This window comes from Lactobacillus sp. UMNPBX12, assembly GCF_002553955.1.
Taxonomy (GTDB): domain Bacteria; phylum Bacillota; class Bacilli; order Lactobacillales; family Lactobacillaceae; genus Lactobacillus; species Lactobacillus crispatus.
This window is the reverse complement of the sequence record NZ_PCYY01000015.1, coordinates 20547-44191: the sequence shown is the minus strand read 5'-3', so window position 1 is coordinate 44191 and position 23645 is coordinate 20547. Positions and strand designations below refer to the sequence as shown.

The window sequence follows — 23645 nt, the reverse complement described above, 5'->3', positions numbered from 1 at the left end:
ATTTCATGTTTTGAAGCATATCTGTCCAGACTTCAATGTTCTCGCTAGGCGCAATGCAGTAGTCAATGACCTCCTTGTGCCCATTAGGCTTGATGCCAATGGCAATATAGACTGCTTCACGCTCAAACGTTTCTCGGCGCAAAGGAAGGTATGTCGCATCCAAATAGACGCAGAAAAACTTGTCGCTTAGCTTGCGTTTGTGGTAAGCCTCAACCTTTGGAATCATCTGCTTGGAAATATTTGATACCTGAGCTGGACTGTAATGGCTGCCATACATCTTTTCAATTAGATCGGCTATTTCCCTGGTGGTCACGCCCTTGGAGTAAAGCTTGATAATCATGCTTTCCAAGATATCCGAGTGCTGCTTGTAGTCAGGCAGCGTGTGCTGATGAAATTGACCGTTGCGATCCCGAGGCACTTGCACTTCAATTGGGCCAAATTGCGTATCAACTTTGCGGAAATAAGCACCATTTCTAGAATTGCCAGTATTCCAGCCATTTCTGGCATAGGGATCATAGCCCAGAAAGGCAGTCAACTCAGCTTCTAGCAAGTTATTAACAGCCTGTTGTAGCTCTTTGCGCAATAAATCATTTATTTTGTCTGGATTGAATAGAGCTTGAGCAAAATCTTTGGTAAAATCATTCATGAAGGAGTTCTTCTTTCTGTATGTTTTTTTTTGTTCAAACCAATCATACGAGAAAGGAACTCCTTTTTCTAATGTTTAAAGAAATAAATTTAAGGAATCATTCATCCTTACACAAACTATTTTACAGTCTCTATCTGAAATTTAGTCCCAAGCTAATTCATAAACCTTATTTGAAACAGTTTTATTTTTACCGTTAACATTAGCATGGTATGCAACAGTTAAGTAACCGTGATTCTCATCAATGATTTGGATACTTTCAACTTCACTATGTTCACCTGAAATATCTAATCCACCAAATGCACTTAAATTTACATTTTCCCATTGAGATTGGTCATTACGAGCATAAAATGGAATCTTTACAATTTCCTTGTGATAGTATGACCATGAACCATTACTTAAACTTGGTGATTTTTGACTAGTAATATAAATATTACCAGAATTATCAAGATCATAACCTTGTACAGAGTTTAAAACAGATCCATACAAACCATATACTGTAAAACTAGTTTCACATTGATAATTTCCCATATTTACGAAACCATTATTTCCAGCCTCATCTAATGCATTATTAATGACATTTAGGTCATAAATTGAAAAGTGGCCTGTTCCATTATTCTCAATAGTAGCAATTAAAAGCATACTATAATCTGGTGAAACTGCTACTTCAGCGCGTTCCATTTCATCACCAGAGCATTGATCTTCAGGATTACCTGCGCGGTTCAAGTATGCTAAACGTGGAAATTCAGTGTTTGATGAGGCATATGATTTGTATCTAATATCTGCTCGAGCAATTTGAGAAGCCCATTTATTCTTGTTTTTAGTACCAACGAACCATTTACCAGATCTACCTGAATATTCCCAAGTTTGGGTGTGTCCAGCTGCTGCACCTACTAAAGTAAGCACAGGGGTTGTCACGTTGCCACGGAAGCCACGCAATACATGTGTTTCTGTCTGGTTATTTCTTAACTGTAAACCATAAACATACTTTGATCCTACATTACCTTTTTGAACTACAGCTCTGTAACCTGTATTCATATCGAATCTATCTAAAATTCTAATATTTGTTGCATCTAACATAATAAAACCTCCGAAAAATTTAAAAACTACTACTTATCCTGAGTTTGCTCATTCATTTGCTTAGCTACTTCCGCAAAAATGTCCTGCACTTCTTGCCTGTTCAGCTTGAAGCCTTTTGCCTCAAGACTATTCACTACTGCATTGCCGACACGATTAATCTTCTGCTCATCAGAAAGATTTTCCTTATCGTATAAGCGTACATAGCTTTTCATCAAGTTGTCTGCAGTATTGCGGAATTGTTCTAAGCGTTTGTTCTTGAAATGAACCCTGCTCAAGATACCAATACCTACTACGCTAATTACCCATAAAGCCAAAGTAATCAGCTCAACGTAATCATGAATATCCATGATTGAATGAATCACCTCTCTTTTGATCAAACGATCTGAGAAAACAAAAATACTCACTACATGCGCTAATTACACATAGTGAGTAATTTTTTTCATTGAGAGAATTATTTTTTATAGCTAAAACTGAAACAACATCCCTTCGAATATCATTTTTCTATCCATCCAGTTCAACGCCTTGCAAGTCCTTCATCTTGCTATAAACCGCGCCACGTTGACTTGAATCAAACTCCAGAATAAGCATATCTCCGCCGCGAATAATTGTCTGTCCATTAGGAATAATTTCATCCCCATCACGGTGAATAGTTCTTACCCTAGTATCAACCGGCCATTGAACCTCAGAAATGGTTTTATCAACCAGTCTACTGCTCTCATAGACCGGCAGAGCCATTGTATCAGCCTGACCAGTATAGTTAGCCTTATGGTCACTACTCTTGTCCATAGCGGCTGCTAGAAGCCCGTAGATAGGCTTACCGCCAAGAAGCTCATCAACTAATAACGCAATGAAGGCCACCACAGCTAATGGCATCAAGTGAAGCAAGGACCCTACCATCTCAGTAATTAAGATAATCGCCGTAAATGGTGCACGAATGATTGCTGCAAAATATCCTGCCATTGAAAAAATCACTAGGTTAACTACTAAACGCTGCGGTAACAAGCCTAACTGTACCATCATCAGTCCATAAGTTGCACCAATCAAAGCGCCCATTGTCAAAATTGGCAGGAAGATACCACTAGGAAGACCTGAATCATAAGCAACAATGGAGAAAACAATTCTCATGACATAAAAGAATGCCAAAAGGCCGACTAGCCCCCAACCAGTTTTAGTAATCATGTTAGGTAAAGATAAGATTAATCGATTACCTGGACCCGTAATCAGTGGCCAAAAGTAAGCGATCGGAATCAAAATTGCCAAGGGGATCAAACCATGAAGCCAACGGGGCAAAAAGGTGATTTTAGCATAGACCTTCTTTAAACTAAATAAACCAACTTTATATAAATGACCCAATAAGCCTAATAAAATCCCTAAGATAAGCAAGTGCCAGTACAACGAAATCGGAAATGAATAGTTATATTGAATTGCTAGGGCGTGACGAATGCCAAACAAGTTTGAAACGACAAAATTTGAAGCAATTGCGCCAGCTAAAGCATTCATCCAAACTAATGGTGAAAAGTTATGGAATACTTCTTCTAAGACAAACAAGGCACCACTCAAAGGAGCGCCAAAAGCGGCAGACAAACCACTTGAAGCCCCTGTTGCAAGCAGAATTCTAGTTTTTAATTTGTTCTGCTTGCATCCCTGAGCAACACCTTGACCAATTGTCGAGCCCAGCTGCAATGATGGTCCTTCTGGTCCTAGGAATAGCCCTGTGCCGATAACCAAGATACCACCGATTAATTTCCGCCATAAAATTGGAAACCATTGTAGTGATAGCTTCCCTTGCAGTTGCAATTTTACTTCTGGAATACCAGAACCACCAACATGGGGATATTGTTTAACAAAATAACCAGCAATTACCGCTACCGCAATAAAGCCAATGATAATCGCAATAAACCACAACGGATTCTGGTGCGCTAATTGAAACAAGTATAACCAAAAACCAGATGTCTTTTCGATTCCAAATCTAAATAAACCAACTACTACGCCGGTACATATTCCGACAAGTAGTGCTTGGAGCAACAGTTTAATATTAGTTCTGTTTGCCTCGTCTTTCATTACTTTCTCCCTCACAATAAAAAAACGTGTCAAAAACTATTGTACACTAAAAAGCCAGCTAGAATTGTTCTAACTGACCTTTTGTTTCATGTGAAACTAATTATTTTTCTTCATACCATTCGGTGTGGAAGACGCCTTCACGATCATTTCTAAGGTAAGTGTGCGCACCGAAGTAGTCACGTTGTCCTTGGATCATATTAGCTGGCAAGTTTGGATTAAAGATTGATTCCAACCAGTTAAGAGCTGCGCTCAAAGTTGGTGTTGGAACACCACACTTAGTAGCAAACTCAACTGATTTACGAAGCGCTAGCAAGTTTTCTTCCATCAACTTACGGAAGTAATCGTCTTGGAATAAATTCATGAGCTTACCGTTCTTGTCGTAGGCTTTTTCAATATCCTTAAGCATTGCGGAACGAATGATACAACCTGCTTCCCAATCTTGAGCAATTGACTTGTATCTTAAGTCCCAATCATAAGCTTCAGCAGCCATTGTCAATTGTTGGAAACCTTGAGCATAGGCAACAGCTTGGGCTAATTGCAATGATTTTTCGAATACGTCAACCATATCATCAGGAATTTCACCATTGTATTCAAACTTAGTTGGTTTAACGCCCTTTTCAATTGTCAAGTGTGCTTGCTTACTCATGAAACGTGCCATTACAGCCTCGGCTACCACCGTTACAGGAGCGCCAAGTGCAACACCATCTTCGAGCATCCAGTTACCAGTACCTTTGTATGAAGCAACGTTCAAAATGTGATCGATTACGTGATCTGGCGTTAAATCATCTTTTTGTGCCAAAACCTTTGAAGTGATTTCGCTAAGATATGCTTCTACCTTACCATGATTCCATTTATCAAAAATTTCTGACATTTCATCATCGCTCTTGTGAGCAACGTCACGGAGTAAGTTGTAAACTTCTGAAAATTCCTGCATAATACCGTATTCGATACCATTGTGCACCATTTTGACATAGTGACCAGCACCTTCAGGTCCCATGTAGTAGACACATGGCTTGCCTTCAGTATTCTTAGCGGCAATAGCTTCAAGAATTGGAGCAACTTCCTTATAGGCTGGTTCATCACCACCTGGCATCAAAGCTGGACCATTCAAGGCACCCTCTTCACCACCGGAAACACCCATACCAATAAAATGAATGCCGTGCTTTTCCATTTCGTGGAAACGACGGTTAGTATCGTGATAATTTGAGTTACCACCATCGATTAAAATATCGCCTTTATCCAAAAGCGGCAGCAATTTTTGCAAAGTTTGGTCCACTGGATCGCCTGCCATAATTTGAATCAAAATCTTGCGTGGCTTTTCAAGTGAGTTTACGAACTCTTCCCAGGTGTAGCAAGGCTTTAATTTATCATCTTCATATTTTGCGAAAGCATCAACTTCTGGCTTGTCGATTGAGAAACCTGAAACGGAAAAGCCGTGGTTTCTAACATTTAAAGCAAGGTTTTTGCCCATAACAGACAAACCAATAACGCCGAATTGTTGCATGTTTAATAATTCCTCCATTAATCAAAGTTCATCAAGTATTATTATACGTTCATGCACGCAAAAAAGCGAAGCCAAAAGGTTCCGCTTTTTAAAATCTAGTTAATAATTTTTTTGTTATTGGGTAAAAGTGTTTCACACACTGCTCGGTAATATTTCCTAGGAAATATTACTTTTATTGATCAATACCCCAAAGTAAAATGTTAAATGCTAATGGTAATGTTAGCTTGGTAATATACCCTTCCTTTTGGGCTTGCTTTAAAGATGCTAGAACAAATTTACGTTGTTGACCCTTTAGCTTTTTGGCTGCTTTAACAGCTAAATTAAAGTCATACTCGTTTTTTCTAATAGCATTTTTTATAACTATCTTTGCCCACAGAAATAGGTTGAGAATCGGAGTTTACAGTTACAATGTAGCTCCACTTGCTAAGTCGAGGAATATTTTTAATTGTTATAGCTTTATCAAACTTAGCTACTGCAGTTGAATTGCTGTTGTCTGCAGCGTTGGCAGTGACAGACGATGCTGAAAATAATGCTGCAAGTAAACTAATTAGAACTTTTTTAGATTTCATAATTTAGCATCTTTTTACACATAGTGCTTATTGGCTAATAAGCATTAATTCATATCCAACACTGTCTATTATAAGCATCTGTATTCTATTTACTAGCCAACAGACTATTTTATATTTAAAATCGTATATAAAATGAGGCTATTTCCCAGGAAATATTTTCCCATACAAAAAAGCAGGACAAACGTCTCGCTTCTTTATAATTACTCAACCAAATTAGTGTTGTGAAGCACCTGAAACCGTATCAGGAGCAGGATCCTCTTCTGGTTCTGATTCTTCATGTTGAGATGCACCTGTTGCAGCGTCAGCTTCTAAGCCGTACTTTTCTGCAAAGTAACTGAATGGCTTCAAGTCTTCAGCTTCATACTTCTTAACAAAGGCTGGGTCGTCAAGTGAGTTCAATTCAGTTGAGTAAGGCATTTCGTGAGTGTACTTGACGTCGATCAACATTGGACCGTCCATCTTCTTGAATTCGTCGACAGCATCTTCGAATTCCTTCTTGGTGCGAACCGTTACACCCTTAACATTCATACCTTCAGCAACCTTTGCCCAGTCGTTATCAGGGATAATAACACCAGATAATGGTTGGTTAGATTCATCTTCTTGTTCTGCTTGGATGTAACCCAAAGTTTCATTAGTGAAGACGATGTTCAAAATATGCATGTTGTAACGAGCCATAGTAAGAAGTTCTTGGTTCATCATAGCAAAACCACCGTCACCAGCTAATTGCCATACTTCACGGTCTGGGTAAACAGTTGCTGCAGTAAGAGCAGCTGGAGCACCATAACCCATAGTTGCGTGCAAGCCTGAAGTAGTCCACTTTTGATCATCATGCAAGTTCAAAAGACGGCATGAGTCAACGTTAACGTTACCAACATCAATAGCAAAGATGGCATTGTCATCAGCCTTCTTGTTGATAACATCCCAGATTGGTTCAGGACGTACAGGCATTTCATCTGAGTTCTTAAAGCTTGCTTGCCATGCATCCCAGTTCTCACGGTCTGCAATAGCAGCCTTGTAAAGTGGTGATTCGCTACGTTCTTCACCAGCGTCAATAATTGCTCTCAAAGCCTTCTTAGCATCTGCAAGCATTGAGACATCAGTTGAGTGACGCTTACCAAACTTAGCTGAATCAACATCAATTTGAATAACCTTAGCATCCTTAGGGAACCATAAAACTGAGAATGGTGAGTTGTTACCTACCCAAACAACTAAGTCAGTTGCGCTTTGGACTTCTTGAGCAGCCTTAGGTCCGATACGGCCGATAGTACCCATGTATGCTGGGAATTTGTCTTCTACTACACCCTTGCCCAAGTATGATGACATAATAGGGGTCTTGAACTTTTCAGCAAATTCCTTAACTTCTTCACCAGCATCCTTTGCACCTAAACCAATGTACATAGTTGGGTTCTTAGCTTCTTTCAAAAGCTTAACAGCTTCTTCAACTGAAGCCTTAGTTGGTGCTGGATAATTGTCTGCTGGATGAGCATCCTTGTTTACACGGAAGGTGTCATCAATCTTTTGCCAACCGTAGTCCTTAGGAATAATGATAACTGCAGGACCCTTTCTTGCGTAGGCTTGACGGATAGCTTCATCAGTTAAAATTGGAATTTGTTCAGCGGTCTTAGCTTGGCGGCACCAAACACTAGCGTTCAAGAACCACTTGTCTTCATCAAAAGCTTGGAAGAAGTCAATATCTTGACGGCTAGTTGGAACGTTAGCAACAATTGCTACCATTGGAGTCTTGTCAAACTTAGCATCATACAAACCATTGAATAAGTGGGCAGCACCAGGACCAGCTGAACCGAAACATACACCCAACTTACCAGTTAACTTATATTCTGCAGAAGCAGCTAAAGCACCAGCTTCTTCGTGACGTACTTCAATAAATTTCATCTTATCTCTAAAGTCATAGATAGCGTTCATACTTGAGTCGAATGAACCACCTGGGAAACCGTAGATATGATCAATTCCCCAATCGTAAATAACTTTAAGCATTGCATCAGAACCATTAATTTTTGTCATATAAGTGCATCTCCTTAACTTTTGTTCTTTCATAATGTATTAAAACACTTTTTTTCACATTTGCAAACCGATAAAATCACCGTTATTACGCAAATGAAAACGCTTTTGTAATAATAATCACTTCACAAGCTTTACCAAATTCAATATCTCAAAAAGCTGAATGGTAGCGTTTTATATTGTGATTTGATGAACATTATTATACTAAATTTCACTTATTTTATGTATATTCATTGTTACTTATAGTAAAAATTTAAGAAAAAATTTTTTACAATTTATTTCATAGCTATCCAATTTAGAAAAACGTTATTTTATAATTTTGCGCATAAAAATAACGTAGAATACTATTCCTACGCTATTTTTGTGCTATTCTACTTTTTCACTCTAGAGTAACGCCCATTTTGAATGTAAACACTCAAAATTGCCAAATCAGCTGGGTTAACTCCTGAAATTCGTTCTGCTTGAGCTAAAGTTTCAGGACGAATTTTTTCAAATTTTTGCCGTGCCTCAGTAGCTAAACCTTCGATTTGGTCATAATCAATATCTGCTGGGATTTTTTTGGCTTCTTGTCTCTTTAAGCGAGCAATTCTGGTTTCTTCTTTCTTGATATAGCCAGCATACTTGATACCAATCTCAACTTGTTCTTTAACGTAACGATCGCCTGGAACTTTTTCACCAGTTAACCGTTCAATATCAGCAATAGTAACATTAGGGCGACGCAAGAAAACATCGGCCTTAACACCGGCCTTCATCGGTTCCTGACCAATACTTTGCAAAAATTCCTGCACTTCATCAGTTAAATGAACCGTAATTTCATGCAGTCTCGTCTTTGCATCTTCAATCGCATGCTTCTTTTCTTCAAATCGTGCGAAGCGTTCGTCAGAAATTAAGCCCAGATCATGACCATATTCAGTCAAACGCAAGTCTGCGTTATCATTGCGTAAAATCAAACGATATTCTGCTCTACTAGTAAGTAGACGATATGGTTCATTCGTCCCTTTGGTTACCAAGTCATCGATTAACACGCCAATGTAAGCATCGTTACGGCCTAAGGTAAATCCTGGCTTATCTTGAGCAGATAATGCCGCATTAATTCCTGCAATTAAACCTTGACCAGCTGCTTCTTCATAACCTGATGTTCCATTCATCTGGCCTGCAGTAAATAAATGCTTTACGTTTTTGGTTTCCAAAGTATGCTTCAATTGCCATGGTTCAACCACATCGTATTCAATTGCATATCCTGGTCGCATCATTTCCGCATGTTCTAATCCCGCAACAGAATGAATCATCTTTAATTGAATTTCTTCTGGCATTGAAGTTGAAAAGTCGCCTACATAAACTTCCTTGGTAGTCTTTCCTTCTGGTTCAAGGAAAATTTGGTGGCGATCCTTATCTGCAAAGCGGACAACTTTGTCTTCAATTGAAGGACAATAACGTGGGCCTACACCCTTGATAATTCCAGAGAACATCGGTGCACGGTCAAGATTGTTTCTAATAATCGTGTGTGTGGTTGGATTAGTATAAGTCATCCAACAAGAAATTTGTTTTTGTAAATAATCTTCATCACGACTTTCATATGAAAAGTGCCGTGGGGTTTTATCACCAGGTTCTTCCTCAGTTTTAGAATAGTCAATTGTATTGCCGTTAACACGTGGAGGAGTACCGGTTTTAAAACGACGCAGCTTAAAACCTAACTTTTCTAGATTTTCCGACAGCTTAATTGAAGGAGTAGTGTTATTTGGACCTGAAGAATAAGTCAATTCCCCAATAATAATTTTACCGCGAGCCGCTGTACCTGTAGTCAAAACAACGCTTTTAGCATGATACTTCGCACCAGTATTGGTAATCACACCTTTGCAGACGCCATCTTCAACTACCAATTCATCCACGATAGCCTGACGCAAGGTCAAGTTGGGCGTATTTTCGATCGTATCCTTCATGTGTTCATGATATTGCCACTTATCAGCTTGAGCACGTAGCGCACGCACAGCTGGCCCCTTACCCGTATTTAACATCCGCATTTGGATATAGGTAGCATCAATGTTCTTTCCCATTTGACCACCTAAAGCATCAATCTCACGGACAACTGTCCCTTTAGCTGGTCCACCAACAGATGGATTACATGGCATAAAGGCCACCATATCCAAACCAATCGTAACCAGCAAAGTTTTTTGTCCCATGTGGGCACTTGCCAACGCAGCTTCACATCCAGCATGCCCAGCACCGACAACGATTACATCATATTCATTTGAATCATATGTTTTAACCATTTTCATCCTACTTTCCTAAACAGAATTGACTAAATAATTGCGTGATTAATTCATCTGGGGCACTTTCACCAGTGATTTCACCTAAAGTATCCCAAGCACCAGTAAAATCAATTTGTGCAATATCAACAGGGACGCCATCTTCAACTGCTTGAATTACATCTTCCAATTCTTTCTTAGCCTTATGCAATAAGGAAGCTTGGCGTTGATTGGTTACCATAATTTGATCATTAGAATTTTCAATCCCAGCAAAAAATAGCTTATTAATCAATTCTTCAAGCGTATCTAAGTTTTGTTCTTTCAAAATCGAAGTTGAAATAACATCACTACCCGTTAGTTTCTCCATCTCAGTAGTTGTTATTTTTTGACCTAAATCCGACTTATTTAAGATCACGATTCGCTTCTTGTCCTTTGTCGCTTCAATTAAGGCTTGATCTTCAGCTGTTAATGCTTGACTAGCATCGATTAACAACAAGACCAGATCTGCTCGCTCCAAGGCCTTTTTTGATCTTTCTACACCAATTTTTTCCACCTTATCTTCAGTGTGGTGGATTCCAGCAGTATCAATTAGCTCTAGCGGTACTCCTTTTACAGACACATATTCTTCTAGCGTATCACGCGTTGTTCCAGCCACATCGGTCACAATCGCTTTGTCGCTTTGAGTCAGATAATTCAATAAAGAAGACTTTCCCACATTAGGACGACCAACAATTGCAGTAGCCAAACCATTGCGCAAGATTTTTCCTTCTTGTGCTGTCTTCAATAAGCGATTAATTTTATCAATTACTGATCTAGACGTGTCTGCCATCTGTTTTGCGGTAACAGTATCTGCATCATACTCTGGATAATCGATATTAACCTCAACGTTAGCCAAAGTATTCAGAATTTCCTGCCGCATTGCCTGAATCTTGTGTAACAATCCACCAGCTAATTGACCAACAGCCACTTGTCGTGCCTTATCCGTCTTGGCCCGAACGATATCCATCACACTCTCAGCTTGAGTTAAGTCAATTCGTCCGTTCACAAAAGCACGTTTAGTAAATTCACCAGGATCAGCCATTCGCGCACCGTGACTCAGCAACAATTGTAAAATATGATTAGTTACAACGATTCCGCCATGGCAATTGATTTCTACAATATCTTCACGTGTAAAGGTCTTGGGCGCACGCAGCACTGTCACCATTGCTTCATCAATCGTTTTCCCAGTATCCGGATCGATAATATGACCATAGTGAATAGTATGTGTCGGCACCTTGCTTAGATCTTCGCCTTTAAAAACCTTATCAGCAATCTTAATTGCATCCTCACCAGACATTCTTACGATTGAAATTCCGCCTTCACCGATGGGGGTTGAAATTGCTGCAATAGTATCGAACTCTGTCAAAGTTTGAGCCATAAATTCTTCCCTTTTCTCAATAAAAAAAGCGCATTATACCACCACGAATAACCATGATGGATAAAGCACTTTGACTACTTTATCTAAAAATCATTTTAGACTAATATTCTTTTATTTCTTTTTGCGTCCTAAACGCTTGTAAGCCCTTCTTAGTTTACGTTTGCGTTCACGCTCAGCCTCAGCCTTTGCTTCTTGCTCTCTTCTATATTTAATAGGATTTTGCAAGATAAAGGTTTGAAGCGCCTGGAACAAGTTGGAAATTACCCAGTAAAGTGTAATAGCTGACTGGAAGTTTAAGGCCATCACACCAACCATGATAGACATTCCGTACATCATTACTTTGGTCATTCCATTTTGCGATGATTTTGGCGTCGATAATTGACTAATATACGTCGATAAGAACGTAAAGATCATTGCTAAAATAGGCATGATGTAATATGGATCGGGCTTGCTTAAATCCATCCATAAGAAGCGCCCAGTTTGTAACTGCGGTGTACGTAAAATCGCACCATACAGTGCATACATAACTGGCAACTGGATCAGGACAGGCAAACATCCAGTATAAGGATTTACGCCTGCTTCTTTATAAAGCTTGTTAGTTTCTTGTTGTAATAATGTTCTTGATTCAGTGTCACGTCCTGGATATTTCTTACGCAACTCATTAATTTGTGGTTGGATGCTTTGCATCTTAGTAGTACTTCGAATTGAAATAGCATTCAAAGGTACTAAGATGACACGAACAATGACGGTGAAGACAATAATTGCCCAGCCATAACTGTTCCCCATTAACTTAGCTAGCCACAAAATAAAAGCTGACATGTAATAAACGATCCAACGGTCCCACCAATTACCACTTGTATGTGAGATTGGCGTTGCTTGACCATTTGCTCCCGTAGTAGCACATCCTGTCAATACAACAGCAAGTATTGCTACTGCTAAGACTGCAAGAAGACGTTTGACATTTCTCTTGGTCAGAATGTCCTTCAATCTATTTTTCCTCAACTTTATCTGGCATTTCTTCAATAATATGAGCTAACGATAATGCGTGAAGCAAGTTTTTACGCACCTGAGCCATATTAAAATCGCGAGCATAAGGTCGCGTAATGATTAAAAAATCAACATGCGGATTAATCTGCAATTTTTCTTCATCAATCACGGCCCGAATATAACGCTTGAGTCGATTACGTGCGACTGCGGTATGACCAACCTTTTTGCCCACAGAAATTCCTACTCGAAAGTGTTTATTTTCTGTTTTTTCTACCTTATAAATGACAAAAGCTCGGTTAGCGACTGAGTCGCCAGATTCGAAAACTTGCTGGAAATCTTTTTCAGATTTTACTCGATAAGACTTTCTCAAAACGTTTCATTCCACTCTAGTAGACTAAAAAAACCACTGGGATTCAGTGGTTTAAGCAGATAAGACTTTTCTACCTTTTGCACGGCGTCTTGCTAAAACCTTACGGCCATTTGATGTGCTCATACGCTTCATAAAACCGTGAACACGTGAACGGTGACGCTTCTTAGGTTGGTAAGTTCTCTTAGTTGTCATATTAAACTGCACCTCCATAAATTTTTGTGCCAATTGCACAATTTCTTATTAAGGATAGCACGAAAAGCCATAAAAACCAAGTATTTTAAGAAAAAAAGACTTTTAAATCCCGTGAATATTTTCTAAAAATTCATTGTTTTTCATGTGGATAAAAAATAAAATATTTTTCTTACGTATAATTTCCACAAGATAATTCCCAACGTTTTCCACAACTCACATGGTGTTAAAAACTTAATTCACACCATGTGGATAACGCATATGGTATTTTACCTCAAGTATTGATAGAATAATATCCATAATTCACAGCTGTACTGTGCATAAATTAACAGTTTTGCTCTTATCATGTCAAAATGTGCATATCGCTTTAATGGTTATCAACAGGCTGTGTACTTTGTTGATTTCTTTTTCACCTGTGGAAAACCAGTTAAGTAAATGGTAAAATAAATTTGCTTTTTACTAACTGGGGGAATGTACATTGTTCGACATTAATAAATTTTGGGAACACTTTAATGACGAGATGCGTGCTCGTTTCAACGAAGTTGCCTACAATGCATGGTTCAAAAATACTAAACCTATTTCATATAATGGAAAAACACATGAATTAAAAATTTTAGTTCAAAATCCTGTTTCTAAAGGTTACTGGGAAAAGAATCTATCTTCTCAATTGATTCAATCTGCCTACGGTTATGCCGACATCGAGATCTTACCTGTATTTAAAATATCTGAAGATGCGGATATTACAGAAAGGATCGTAACACCTGCGCCAAAGCGTGAAGCGCAAGTTCAACAGCCTAATTTGCCAGAAAAAGAATTCACTAAAGACTTGAAGTTAAACGAAAAATACACTTTTGATAACTTCGTTCAAGGTGAGGGAAACAAGTTGGCCGCCGGTGCTGCACTTGCTGTAGCCGACAGTCCTGGTAGTTTTTACAATCCTTTATTTATTTTTGGTGGCGTTGGTTTAGGTAAAACACACCTGATGCAAGCTGTTGGGCATCAAATGCTAGCAGAGCGACCTAACGCAAAAGTTGTCTATATACAGAGTGAAACTTTTGTTAATGACTTCATTAATTCCATCAAAAATAAAACGCAGGACAAATTCCGCGAAAAATACAGAACTTGTGACCTGCTTTTAGTTGATGATATTCAATTTTTTGCCAAAAAAGAGGGGATTCAAGAGGAATTCTTCCATACTTTTGAGACACTTTATAACGATCAAAAACAGATCGTAATGACTAGCGATCGGTTGCCTACAGAAATCCCAGATCTATCAGAGCGTTTAGTTTCTCGATTTACATGGGGCTTGCAAGTCGAAATTACGCCTCCCGATTTGGAAACCAGAATCGCTATTTTGCGACGCAAAGCTGAAACAGAAGGTTTGACTATCGATGATGGTACGCTTAACTATATTGCATCTCAAGTTGATACTAACATTAGAGAACTTGAAGGGGCTTTAGTTAAAGTTCAAGCTTATGCCACAATTGAAAAAGCAGATATTGACGTTAACCTTGCGCGTGAAGCATTAGTTGACCTCAAATTAGTTCAAAAAAATCGTGGATTACAAATCTCTAAAATACAGGAGGTTGTCGCAAACTATTTCCAAACTTCAACTGCTGAATTAAAGGGTAAAAAGCGTGTACGGCAGATTGTAGTTCCTCGGCAAATAGCAATGTATCTTTCTCGTGAATTAACAGATGCCAGTTTGCCAAAAATTGGTCAAGAATTTGGGGGAAAAGATCATACCACTGTCATGCATGCTTATGATAAAATCGACAAGCAGATGAAACTTGATTCTGATATCAAAACTGCTGTCTTTGACCTAAAGCAAATTTTGGAGCACTAAAAGTTATCCACTGTGGAAAAATAAACAAGTTTTACACAAGTTTTTAACCGTAACAAGTCCGTTATTTTAGGCTTCTTATGAGTTTTCAACAGAATTCACAGGCCCTACTACTAATTAATTATATAATTACTAATAAAGAGAAATCACACAGCTATTCTTGGGAGGAAAAACATGAAGTTTACAATTAATCGCAATCTGTTTATCGAAAACCTCAATAATGTAATGCGGGCCATCTCATCAAGAGCTACTATTCCAATTCTTAGTGGAATTAAGTTAGACTTAACAGAAGATGAACTTACGCTAACCGGTAGTGATACAGATATTTCAATTGAAATTCAAATTCCAGTCAATGATGATTTAAATGTGGAATCTACAGGTTCTATTGTTTTACCAGCTAGATTCTTTAGTGAGATCGTAAAAAAATTGCCTGGTAAAGACTTCTCATTTGAAGTAAAAGAAAGTTTTCAAACTCAGATCATATCTGAAAATAGTGAATTTACAATTAATGGTTTAGATGCTAATAACTATCCACGTTTACCAGAAATTCCAGATGCTGCTTCATTCACTATTTCTGGTAAAACTTTCCGTGAAATCATTAATGAAACGCAATTTGCTACTTCCAATGATCAAACACGAGCAATTTTAACTGGGGTACGTTTCTTCTTTAGTCCAGATAAAATTAAAGCTGTCGCAACTGATTCCCACCGTTTATCTCAAAGAACAATTGCTTTAGAAAACGGACCTCAAGCTGAAACTGATTTGATTATTCCTGGTAAAAGTTTGCAGGAATTAGCTAGAATCATTGGTGAAGCTGATCCAGAAGTTAAAGTTTGCCCAGGTGATAACCAAGCTTTATTTGTAATTGGCAACTTGTCCTTCTATTCACGTCTTTTGGACGGAAATTATCCAGACACTGATCGCTTGATTCCGACTGAAAAGACCACTAGTGTTGAATTTGACATTTCCGAATTATCTAGTGCCCTTGAACGTGCCAGTTTGTTAACTCATGCTGGCCGTAACAACGTGGTTACTTTGACTTTAGATATAGAAAATCAATCAGCTAAGTTATCAGGTAAATCTGCAGAAATTGGTAATGTTGAAGAAGATGTTAGCTTCAGAAATCTTGAAGGAAACAATTTAGATATTTCCTTCAACCCTGACTATATGCGTGATGCGTTAAGAGCTTCAGTAACAGATTCTGTAATTATGAGTTTTACTAAGCCACTTCGTCCATTTATCATTAATCCAGATAAAGAAGACATTGAATTTGTGCAATTAATTACGCCAGTTAGAACATATTAATCAAGTACACAATATTTAGGTCATAAAAAGTCGTCAAATAAGGCGACTTTTTATTTTGCTTTTAAACGAAAACGCAAAATATTGGCGTATATTTATTTTTTTACCGTGCTAGTGTGATTAGGTTATTTTGAAAAAAAGCTCTGAAAAGGCTTATAAGAGCGATTTAGTTTGTTATTTGTGTTGAAAACTAATATAATTATATAGGTATAAAGCGTATTGAAGGTGAGCATTATTAAGTATTTTAAAGTTGACGGCGATCATATTACTTTGGGGCAATTCCTGAAGGAAGAGAGCATTATTTCATCAGGTGGACAAGCTAAATGGTACTTAAAAGATAATCCAGTAACTTTAAATGGTGAACTTGAAGATCGAAGAGGCAAAAAGATGCATGTTGGTGATCACGTAGTGGTTAATGGCCAAGAATATGAGTTTCGGTAGGGAAGTCAATGTATCTTGATCATTTTACTGTACAGAATTTTCGTAATTTAAAAAAGCTTGACGTAAATTTTGATTCAAACGTCAATATTTTTATTGGCAAAAATGCTCAGGGCAAGACCAATTTGCTAGAGGCAATCTATTTTTTAGCATTAACACGTTCACATAGGACCAATAATGATAAAGATTTAATTGGTTTCGGCGGTGAGTTTACCAATTTACTTGGGCATGTACATAAAAGCCAGGTGGAGCTTGATTTACGTGTTTTGATCACCCAAAAAGGTAAAAAAGTATGGATTAATCGAGTTGAGCAGGCGAAGTTGTCTAAATACGTAGGTCAGCTGAATGCGATTTTATTTTCACCGGAAGACCTCGAGTTGATCAAGGGTGCACCAGCACTGCGGCGGAGATTTATGGATCAAGAATTTGGTCAAATAAATGCAGAGTATTTATACTTCGCAAGTAAGTATCGGCAAGTTTTAATTCAAAAGAATAATTATCTGAAGCAGCTAGCTAAAGGTAAGGCAAAGGATCAGGTCTTTTTAGATGTACTTTCAGATCAACTAGCTGGTATCGCCGCTGAAGTTGTCTTTCGACGATTTAAATTTCTTAAGTATCTTAGTCACTATGCTAGCGATGCTTATGCACATATTAGTTTGGGCAGTGAGCAGCTTTCAATTGCTTATCATCCATCAGTGGCTGACATCCAAGCTGATGACAGTACAGAAGAAATTTATCAAAAGATTTTAGCAAGTTATGCACGAAATAAGGCAAGTGAAATTCGCAAGGGGACAACTACTTCTGGGCCGCACCGTGATGATATTGAATTTAAACTTGATGGTCAAAATGCACATCTTTATGCTTCGCAAGGGCAGCAGCGTTCAATTGCACTTAGCGTCAAGCTGGCGGAAATTCAATTGGTGCATCAACTAACAGATGAGTATCCTTTACTCTTGCTGGATGATGTAATGAGCGAGTTAGATCATGGTCGACAAAGTGCGCTACTTAATTATATTCATGGGAAAACGCAAACCTTTATTACTACGACTGACTTAGAGGGGATTTCCTGGGAAATAATTAAAAAGCCGCGTGTGTATCACATTCAATCAGGCAAAATTAGTTTGGAGAAGGAGAATTAAATGGCTGATAATTCAAAAGAAAATCTTGAAAAGGTCAAAAAATATGAAAAAGAGGCTGACAAGTATAATGCCAGTCAAATTCAGGTTCTTGGCGGTCTAGAAGCTGTACGTAAGCGGCCAGGTATGTATATCGGTTCGACTAGTTCTCAGGGATTGCACCACTTAGTGTGGGAAATTATTGATAACAGTATTGATGAACGACTTGCTGGTTTTGCGACCAAGATTGAAGTTACGATTAACGAAGATGGTAGTGTCACCGTTCAAGATGATGGACGTGGGATTCCTGTAGATATTCAAGAAAAAACAGGTCGTCCTGCATTAGAGACTGTATTTACTGTACTTCACGCCGGTGGTAAATTCGGCGGTGGTGGATATAAGGTTTCTGGTGGTTTGCACGGAGTTGGGGCTTCAGTAGTTAACGCTCTGTCCACTAAACTTGATGTTACCGTAATGCGTGATGGCAAAAAGTACTTTATAGATTTCGATCATGGCCGTGTTAAGGATGAGATGAAACAAATTGGCACGGTTCCACTTGATGAACATGGGACGATTGTTCACTTCTATCCAGATCCAGATATTTTCACAGAAACTATTGTTTTTGATGACAAGATCTTGAAGAACAGAATCCGTGAATTGGCCTTTTTGAACAAGGGATTAACTTTAACCTTTACTGACAAGCGTAAAGACACTGCCGAAACAGATGTGTATAAGTTTGAAGGTGGGATTAAGGAATACGTTGCCTTTTTGAACAAGGGACAAGAAGTATTATTTGATGATCCAATTTATGTTGAAAGCACCTATAATGGCATTGATGTTGAAGTGGCTTTGCAATATACAAATGGCTATAAGACTACTTTGATGACTTTTGCCAATAATATTCACACCTATGAAGGTGGGATGCACGAGGCTGGTTTTAAGACTGCGTTAACACGTGTGGTTAATGACTATGCACATAAGTCTAAGATCTTGAAAGATAAGGACGATAATCTTTCCGGTGAAGACATTCGTGAAGGAATGACAGCTATTGTCTCAGTTAAGCACCCTAGTCCGCAATTTGAAGGTCAGACTAAGACCAAGTTAGGTAATTCGGATGCTAGAACTGCTGTAGATAAGGCTTTTTCAGAAACCTTTAGTCGTTTCTTGATGGAAAATCCTTCAGTTGGGCGCAAGATTGTAGAAAAGGGTCAATTAGCCGAACGAGCTAGAACTGCTGCCAAGCGTGCACGTGAAGTAACAAGAAAGAAATCTGGTCTGGAAATTGCTAATTTACCAGGTAAGTTAGCCGACAATACAAGTAACGATCCAAGTATTTCAGAACTGTTTATCGTCGAGGGTAACTCAGCCGGCGGATCTGCTAAGCAAGGTAGATCACGTTTAACACAGGCTATTTTGCCAATCAGAGGTAAGATTTTAAATGTTGAAAAAGCTTCGATGGATCGAATCTTGGCTAACCAAGAAATTAGATCTTTATTCACAGCTTTAGGAACAGGCTTTGGTGCTGACTTTGACGTTTCAAAAGCACGTTATCACAAATTGATTATCATGACTGATGCCGATGTCGATGGTGCCCACATTAGAACCCTGCTCTTGACCTTGTTCTATAACTATATGCGCCCAATGATCGACAAGGGCTATGTTTATATCGCCAAGCCACCTCTATACCAAGTTCGTCAGGGGAAAGTGGTCAGATATCTTGATACTGACGAAGAATTGCATGATTACTTAGGTAGCTTGCAACCAAGTCCCAAGCCTACTGTGCAACGTTACAAGGGGTTAGGTGAAATGGACCCAGAGCAGTTGTGGGAAACTACTATGAATCCAGAAAATAGAAGACTGGATCGGGTAAGTCCTGAGTATGCTAAAGATGCTGACGCAGTCTTTGAGCTCTTAATGGGAAATGAAGTTTCACCAAGACGTGACTTTATTCAAAAGAATGCTAAATATGTTGAAAACTTGGATGCATAGGAGGATTAGATGGACGAGAATCAAACTCAAGATCATAGAATTAAAAACGTCGATCTAACTAGCATGATGCGTAGTTCATTTTTGGATTACGCAATGTCAGTTATTGTTGCACGTGCTTTACCTGATGTTCGTGATGGCTTAAAGCCCGTACAACGTCGTATTCTTTACGGTATGAGCGAGTTGGGTGTAACGCCTGATAAACCATACAAGAAGAGTGCCAGAATTGTTGGGGAAGTTATGGGTAAGTTCCACCCCCATGGTGATTCCTCAATCTATCTTGCTATGGCACACATGGCACAAGATTTCTCATACCGTTACATGTTAGTCGATGGTCACGGTAACTTCGGTTCTGTCGATGGTGATGAGCCAGCCGCAATGCGTTATACCGAAGCAAGAATGAGTAAAATTGCTGTGGAAATGTTGCGCGATATCAACAAAAACACCATTGATTGGCAAAGAAACTATGATGATACCGAAAATGAACCGGTTGTCTTACCTGCTAGAATTCCTAACTTGCTTGTTAACGGTGCTAACGGGATTGCCGTTGGGATGACAACAAATATCCCGCCACATAACTTGACTGAAGTTATTAGTGGTTTGCACATGTTAATGAAAAATCCTGATGCTACAACCAAGGACTTGATGAAAGTTATCCCAGGTCCCGATTTTCCAACTGGCGGAATTATTATGGGACGTGGTGGTATCTACCGTGCTTATGAGAGTGGTAAGGGTAACATTGTTGTTCGCGCCAAAACCAATATTGAGACTGAAAAGAGCGGCCGCGAGCGCATAATTGTGAGCGAAATTCCATTTATGGTAAACAAGGCTGAATTGGTGAAGAAAATTGCTGATTTGGCTCGAGAAAAGACTATCGATGGAATTACTGGTGTGCGTGATGAATCAGACCAGACAGGGATGCGGATTACCATTGATATTCGCCGTGATGCTAGTGCTAGCGTTGTTTTGAATAATTTATTCAAGCAAACTCAAATGCAGGCTAACTTTGGTATGAATATGGTGGCTATTGTTGATGGTGCGCCACACTTTTTAACCTTGAAGCAAATGCTGCAATATTACTTGGATCACCAAGAAGATGTTGTAACTCGCAGAACAAGATTCGAGTTAGCTAAGGCAGAGGCAAGAGCCCACATCCTTGAAGGGTTAAGAATCGCTCTGGACAATATTGATGAAATTGTCCACATTATACGCAATAGTCAATCAAGTGACATTGCTAAAGCAACTTTGATTAGCCGCTTTGGCCTTGATGATAAGCAATCTCAGGCTATCTTAGACATGCGTTTGGTTCGCTTGACTGGCTTGGAGCGCGATAAGGTAGAAGCTGAATACAAGGAATTACAAGCTAAAATTGCTGACTACAAAGATATTTTGGCTAAGCCTGAGAGAATTGACCAAATTATCTATGACGAATTGCTTGATATTCAAAAACGATTCGGTGATAAGCGAAGAACCGAAATTGGTGCTAGCGAAGTCGTTTCAATTGAAGATGAAGATTTGATTGAAAAGCAAAATATTCTGTTGACGGTTACCCATAACGGCTATATTAAGAGAATGCCAATTCAGGAATTTAAGACTCAAAACCGTGGTGGTAAAGGTATCAAGGGAATGGGTGTACAAGATGGCGACTTTATTGAGCATTTGATTTACTCAAGTACGCACGATCTATTACTCTTCTTCACCAATGCCGGCAAGGTTTACTCTAAGAAGGCCTATGAAATTCCTGAATATGGCCGTATGGCTAAAGGCTTACCAGTAGTAAATCTTTTGCAATTGGAAAAGGGAGAAAAGGTTCAAACAGTCATTAACATTCCAGAAAATGCGGATGACAATTACTTGTTCTTTATTACCAAGATGGGTACCGTTAAACGGACACACGTTAGCGAATTTTCTAATATTAGAAATAGTGGTCTAATTGCCTTAACCTTGAAGGATGGCGACGAATTGAGTAATGTTTTGACTACTGATGGTAAGCAAAATATCTTGATCGGAACGCATTTAGGTTATGCGGTAACCTTTAGTGAAAACGATGTCCGGGCAATGGGTAGAACTGCTGCGGGTGTTCGCGGAATCAATTTAAGAGAGAATGACTATGTAGTTGGATCTGGCGTTTTAGGTGCTGATGATCAAGTCTTGGTAATCTCTGAAAAGGGCTATGGCAAACGGACGCCAGCCGCAGAATATCCAGTTAAAGGCCGTGGCGGTAAAGGCATTAAGACTGCCAATATTACTGAAAAGAATGGTCCTTTGGCCGGCGTAACAATCATCAATTCAAATAATGATGTTATGGTAATTACTACTGATGGGATTATGATTCGCTTCAAGATTGAGGATGTTTCTCAAACTGGTCGTAGTACAATGGGCGTTCGCTTAATTAAAGTCAATGACGGCAGTCAGGTTGCAAGCTTAACTATTGTTCCGACTGAAGAAGAACAAGATCAAACTGGTGACGATGACGAGCCCAAAAATGAATAATTAATTAAGAAAAACAAAAATTTTGAACTTTTAAAAAAATTATCAAACTTTTTTGCGTAATAAATAATGAGCAGTAAAAAAACTGTTAGGATCACGTGAAAACTGTTTGGTAATTTTTTGTTTATATGCTAAAATTAGAAATTGCGAGTAATATTCCATTACTCCTTGTTCTTGATTTTAGCAAGAACCATATAGTCCAAAAGGAGGTGCAATAGTCATGGCAACTACAAAGTACGAAGTAACTTACATCATCAAGCCAGATGTTGACGAAGACAACAAGAAGGCAGTTGTAGAAAACTACGACAAGGTTATCGCTGATAACGGTGGTACTATGGTAGAATCCAAAGACTGGGGCAAGCGTCGTTTCGCATATGAAATTGATAAGTATCGTGAAGGTACTTACCACATTATGACTTTCACTGCTGACAACGCTGACGCAGTTAACGAATTTAGCCGTTTGTCAAAGATTGACAACGCTATCTTACGTTCAATGACCGTTAAGTTAGATAAGTAATTTTAATTTATTATCCGTTATGTGATTTAGGAAAGGAAGGTACATGAGTATGATTAATAGAGTTGTACTTGTTGGCCGTTTAACACGTGATCCTGAATTACGTACTACTGGGAGTGGAATCTCGGTTGCTACGTTTACTCTTGCTGTTGACCGTCAATTTACAAATAGCCAAGGTGAGAGAGGCGCAGATTTCGTCAGCTGTGTAATTTGGAGAAAGTCAGCAGAAAACTTCTGCAACTTTACTTCAAAGGGTTCATTAGTTGGAATTGATGGCCGAATTCAAACCAGAAGTTATGATAATAAAGATGGGCAAAGGGTATATGTAACCGAAGTTGTTGTTGATAACTTCGCATTGCTCGAATCACGCAAGGATCGTGAAGCCCGCGGTCAAAATGGTGGTTATACACCAAATAGTGGAAATGCTGGCAGTCAACCTGCTAACAATTTCCCAAATAATGGCGGATCACAAGGTAATTCACAGACTAATAACAATCAAAATAATTCACAAGATCCATTTAGTGGCTCAGGTGATACGATTGATATTTCTGATGACGATCTACCATTTTAAACTAAATTAAAGAAAGGATTCTAGAACATGGCTCAACAAAGAAGAGGCGGCCGTCGTCGTCGTAAGGTTGACTATATCGCAGCTAACCACATCGACTACGTTGACTACAAAGATGTCGATCTGTTGAAACGTTTTATCTCAGAAAGAGGTAAGATTTTACCACGTCGTGTTACTGGCACTAGTGCTAAGAACCAACGTAAAGTAGCTAATGCAATTAAGAGAGCTCGTATCATGGGCTTGTTACCATTCGTTGCTGAAGACTAATTTAGATCGAAATAAACCAAAAGGACAGGACACAAGG

At 38.8% G+C, this 23645-nt stretch carries 21 protein-coding genes; 9 read left to right on the top strand and 12 right to left on the bottom strand.

Going from position 1 to position 23645, the window contains the following annotated elements; genetic code table 11:
• The 12 genes from CP363_RS07175 to rpmH all read right to left on the bottom strand — a co-directional run.
• On the bottom strand, positions 1 to 646 hold a 646-nt coding region (locus tag CP363_RS07175; protein ID WP_198995784.1), incomplete at its 3' end, for a transposase.
• Between the two features lie 141 nt (positions 647 to 787).
• Positions 788 to 1723: a helveticin J family class III bacteriocin gene (locus CP363_RS07165; RefSeq protein WP_005720754.1), complete on the bottom strand. Its 936-nt coding sequence runs from the start codon at positions 1721 to 1723 to the stop codon at positions 788 to 790.
• A 29-nt stretch (positions 1724 to 1752) separates the two neighbouring features.
• Positions 1753 to 2070, bottom strand: a complete 318-nt coding sequence (locus CP363_RS07160; RefSeq protein WP_098036057.1) for a helveticin — start codon at positions 2068 to 2070, stop codon at positions 1753 to 1755.
• Positions 2071 to 2224: 154 nt separating this feature from the next.
• Positions 2225 to 3784, bottom strand: a complete 1560-nt coding sequence (locus CP363_RS07155) for a ClC family H(+)/Cl(-) exchange transporter (RefSeq protein WP_023487811.1) — start codon at positions 3782 to 3784, stop codon at positions 2225 to 2227.
• Between the two features lie 100 nt (positions 3785 to 3884).
• On the bottom strand, positions 3885 to 5288 hold the full coding sequence (gene gndA, locus CP363_RS07150) for an NADP-dependent phosphogluconate dehydrogenase (protein ID WP_098036056.1): 1404 nt from the start codon (positions 5286 to 5288) through the stop codon (positions 3885 to 3887).
• A gap of 341 nt (positions 5289 to 5629) precedes the next feature.
• Positions 5630 to 5857 carry a hypothetical protein gene (locus CP363_RS07145; RefSeq protein WP_098036055.1) on the bottom strand — a complete coding sequence of 76 codons (228 nt, stop codon included), beginning with the start codon at positions 5855 to 5857 and terminating at the stop codon, positions 5630 to 5632.
• Positions 5858 to 6070: 213 nt separating this feature from the next.
• On the bottom strand, positions 6071 to 7879 hold the full coding sequence (gene spxB, locus CP363_RS07140) for a pyruvate oxidase (RefSeq protein ID WP_089147839.1): 1809 nt from the start codon (positions 7877 to 7879) through the stop codon (positions 6071 to 6073).
• Between the two features lie 368 nt (positions 7880 to 8247).
• A complete protein-coding gene (mnmG, locus tag CP363_RS07135; RefSeq protein WP_035442900.1) occupies positions 8248 to 10146 on the bottom strand; it encodes a tRNA uridine-5-carboxymethylaminomethyl(34) synthesis enzyme MnmG in 1899 nt (632 codons plus the stop codon).
• Between the two features lie 7 nt (positions 10147 to 10153).
• Complete coding sequence (gene mnmE, locus CP363_RS07130) at positions 10154 to 11539, bottom strand: tRNA uridine-5-carboxymethylaminomethyl(34) synthesis GTPase MnmE (protein WP_057726292.1); 1386 nt, start codon at positions 11537 to 11539, stop codon at positions 10154 to 10156.
• Between the two features lie 111 nt (positions 11540 to 11650).
• Complete coding sequence (locus CP363_RS07125) at positions 11651 to 12526, bottom strand: membrane protein insertase YidC (protein WP_005721891.1); 876 nt, start codon at positions 12524 to 12526, stop codon at positions 11651 to 11653.
• Position 12527: 1 nt separating this feature from the next.
• Positions 12528 to 12896: a ribonuclease P protein component gene (gene rnpA / locus CP363_RS07120; RefSeq protein ID WP_005726675.1), complete on the bottom strand. Its 369-nt coding sequence runs from the start codon at positions 12894 to 12896 to the stop codon at positions 12528 to 12530.
• Between the two features lie 51 nt (positions 12897 to 12947).
• The gene (gene rpmH, locus CP363_RS07115; protein WP_003549412.1) at positions 12948 to 13088 is read right to left on the bottom strand and encodes a 50S ribosomal protein L34; all 141 of its coding nucleotides are present in this window, start codon (positions 13086 to 13088) and stop codon (positions 12948 to 12950) included.
• A gap of 475 nt (positions 13089 to 13563) precedes the next feature.
• On the opposite strand from rpmH, the gene dnaA reads away from it, so the two are divergent.
• The 9 genes from dnaA (at position 13564) to rpsR (ending at position 23608) form a co-directional block, all read left to right on the top strand.
• Positions 13564 to 14931, top strand: a complete 1368-nt coding sequence (gene dnaA / locus CP363_RS07110; RefSeq protein ID WP_035442826.1) for a chromosomal replication initiator protein DnaA — start codon at positions 13564 to 13566, stop codon at positions 14929 to 14931.
• 171 nt (positions 14932 to 15102) lie between these two features.
• Entirely contained in the window at positions 15103 to 16233 is a 1131-nt protein-coding gene (dnaN, locus tag CP363_RS07105; RefSeq protein ID WP_089147838.1) for a DNA polymerase III subunit beta, read from the top strand.
• A 216-nt stretch (positions 16234 to 16449) separates the two neighbouring features.
• Positions 16450 to 16671 (top strand): S4 domain-containing protein YaaA, encoded by a 222-nt coding sequence (gene yaaA, locus CP363_RS07100; protein ID WP_005721893.1) that lies wholly within the window; start codon positions 16450 to 16452, stop codon positions 16669 to 16671.
• Positions 16672 to 16679: 8 nt separating this feature from the next.
• Positions 16680 to 17807 (top strand): DNA replication/repair protein RecF, encoded by a 1128-nt coding sequence (gene recF / locus CP363_RS07095; RefSeq protein ID WP_013085587.1) that lies wholly within the window; start codon positions 16680 to 16682, stop codon positions 17805 to 17807.
• The gene (gene gyrB / locus CP363_RS07090; RefSeq protein ID WP_005724736.1) at positions 17808 to 19772 is read left to right on the top strand and encodes a DNA topoisomerase (ATP-hydrolyzing) subunit B; all 1965 of its coding nucleotides are present in this window, start codon (positions 17808 to 17810) and stop codon (positions 19770 to 19772) included. It abuts the gene before it with no gap.
• A gap of 9 nt (positions 19773 to 19781) precedes the next feature.
• Complete coding sequence (gyrA, locus tag CP363_RS07085; protein WP_013085588.1) at positions 19782 to 22262, top strand: DNA gyrase subunit A; 2481 nt, start codon at positions 19782 to 19784, stop codon at positions 22260 to 22262.
• A gap of 217 nt (positions 22263 to 22479) precedes the next feature.
• Positions 22480 to 22776: a 30S ribosomal protein S6 gene (gene rpsF / locus CP363_RS07080; RefSeq protein WP_005729269.1), complete on the top strand. Its 297-nt coding sequence runs from the start codon at positions 22480 to 22482 to the stop codon at positions 22774 to 22776.
• A 49-nt stretch (positions 22777 to 22825) separates the two neighbouring features.
• Positions 22826 to 23344: a single-stranded DNA-binding protein gene (ssb, locus tag CP363_RS07075; protein ID WP_013085589.1), complete on the top strand. Its 519-nt coding sequence runs from the start codon at positions 22826 to 22828 to the stop codon at positions 23342 to 23344.
• 27 nt (positions 23345 to 23371) lie between these two features.
• A complete protein-coding gene (rpsR, locus tag CP363_RS07070; RefSeq protein WP_003549366.1) occupies positions 23372 to 23608 on the top strand; it encodes a 30S ribosomal protein S18 in 237 nt (78 codons plus the stop codon).
• Positions 23609 to 23645 lie beyond the last annotated feature (37 nt).

What these genes read in the sequence shown, in the direction of transcription:
- gyrB (WP_005724736.1), top strand. Translation starts at nt 17,808, where the DNA reads ATGGCTGATAATTCAAAAGAAAATCTTGAAAAGGTCAAAAAATATGAA.
- CP363_RS07155 (WP_023487811.1), bottom strand. Translation starts at nt 3,784, where the DNA reads ATGAAAGACGAGGCAAACAGAACTAATATTAAACTGTTGCTCCAAGCA.
- mnmG (WP_035442900.1), bottom strand. Translation starts at nt 10,146, where the DNA reads ATGGTTAAAACATATGATTCAAATGAATATGATGTAATCGTTGTCGGT.
- spxB (WP_089147839.1), bottom strand. Translation starts at nt 7,879, where the DNA reads ATGACAAAAATTAATGGTTCTGATGCAATGCTTAAAGTTATTTACGAT.
- rpsF (WP_005729269.1), top strand. Translation starts at nt 22,480, where the DNA reads ATGGCAACTACAAAGTACGAAGTAACTTACATCATCAAGCCAGATGTT.
- rpsR (WP_003549366.1), top strand. Translation starts at nt 23,372, where the DNA reads ATGGCTCAACAAAGAAGAGGCGGCCGTCGTCGTCGTAAGGTTGACTAT.
- CP363_RS07165 (WP_005720754.1), bottom strand. Translation starts at nt 1,723, where the DNA reads ATGTTAGATGCAACAAATATTAGAATTTTAGATAGATTCGATATGAAT.
- mnmE (WP_057726292.1), bottom strand. Translation starts at nt 11,539, where the DNA reads ATGGCTCAAACTTTGACAGAGTTCGATACTATTGCAGCAATTTCAACC.
- rpmH (WP_003549412.1), bottom strand. Translation starts at nt 13,088, where the DNA reads ATGACAACTAAGAGAACTTACCAACCTAAGAAGCGTCACCGTTCACGT.
- ssb (WP_013085589.1), top strand. Translation starts at nt 22,826, where the DNA reads ATGATTAATAGAGTTGTACTTGTTGGCCGTTTAACACGTGATCCTGAA.
- CP363_RS07160 (WP_098036057.1), bottom strand. Translation starts at nt 2,070, where the DNA reads ATGGATATTCATGATTACGTTGAGCTGATTACTTTGGCTTTATGGGTA.
- CP363_RS07145 (WP_098036055.1), bottom strand. Translation starts at nt 5,857, where the DNA reads ATGAAATCTAAAAAAGTTCTAATTAGTTTACTTGCAGCATTATTTTCA.
- gndA (WP_098036056.1), bottom strand. Translation starts at nt 5,288, where the DNA reads ATGCAACAATTCGGCGTTATTGGTTTGTCTGTTATGGGCAAAAACCTT.
- gyrA (WP_013085588.1), top strand. Translation starts at nt 19,782, where the DNA reads ATGGACGAGAATCAAACTCAAGATCATAGAATTAAAAACGTCGATCTA.
- dnaN (WP_089147838.1), top strand. Translation starts at nt 15,103, where the DNA reads ATGAAGTTTACAATTAATCGCAATCTGTTTATCGAAAACCTCAATAAT.
- recF (WP_013085587.1), top strand. Translation starts at nt 16,680, where the DNA reads ATGTATCTTGATCATTTTACTGTACAGAATTTTCGTAATTTAAAAAAG.